This window comes from Oribacterium sp. Sow4_G1_1 (assembly GCF_052116105.1).
Classification (GTDB): domain Bacteria; phylum Bacillota; class Clostridia; order Lachnospirales; family Lachnospiraceae; genus Oribacterium.
In genome coordinates, this window is the sequence record NZ_JBQKLS010000055.1 from 1 (window position 1) to 472 (window position 472).

Annotated in this window: 1 protein-coding gene; it reads right to left on the reverse strand. The window is 45.3% G+C overall.

All coding sequences use genetic code 11. From position 1 onward, the window contains the following. Positions 1 to 342: hypothetical protein (locus tag ACTQ52_RS12360; RefSeq protein ID WP_441982795.1), on the reverse strand; the 342-nt coding region annotated here is incomplete at its 3' end. Positions 343 to 472: the final 130 nt, after the last annotated feature.

Here is a 472-nt window from a genome sequence, read left to right on the forward strand (position 1 = left end):
ACGGCGTTTTTGCTCGTTCTGCTGAATGTAATAGCAGAACTGAGAATACATCAAAGCGTCGTCTCCATTTCGTTGACACTCCTCGAGGTATTCTGTCCAGAGGAGCTTTTTATTGACACCATTCCGTAACAGTTCCTTTCGGACGTAGTCATAGTCTGGCATGCGTTTTGTACTTTTCGACGCAGCGTTTTTTGGAAACATCTGCTGTTCCAGTACTTCGTCTGTGAAGGTTTCTTCCAGCGGCCAGACAATGGATAACTCCTTTGCGCGCCGTTGCACCTTCATGATAGTGTGCTGCGAAACATGGAGACTTTTCTCAATGTTTCGTAAAGATAATCCCAAGGCTGACAACCTTAGGATTTTGTTGTTGACTGCCTAGATTGACTTCGGGCTGATCTGCTTGCGTGTCACGAGATTGATCTGTATACTGTCATGAGATTAAAAAGAAAGAAGGTCCGGGGTACCCTCTTTG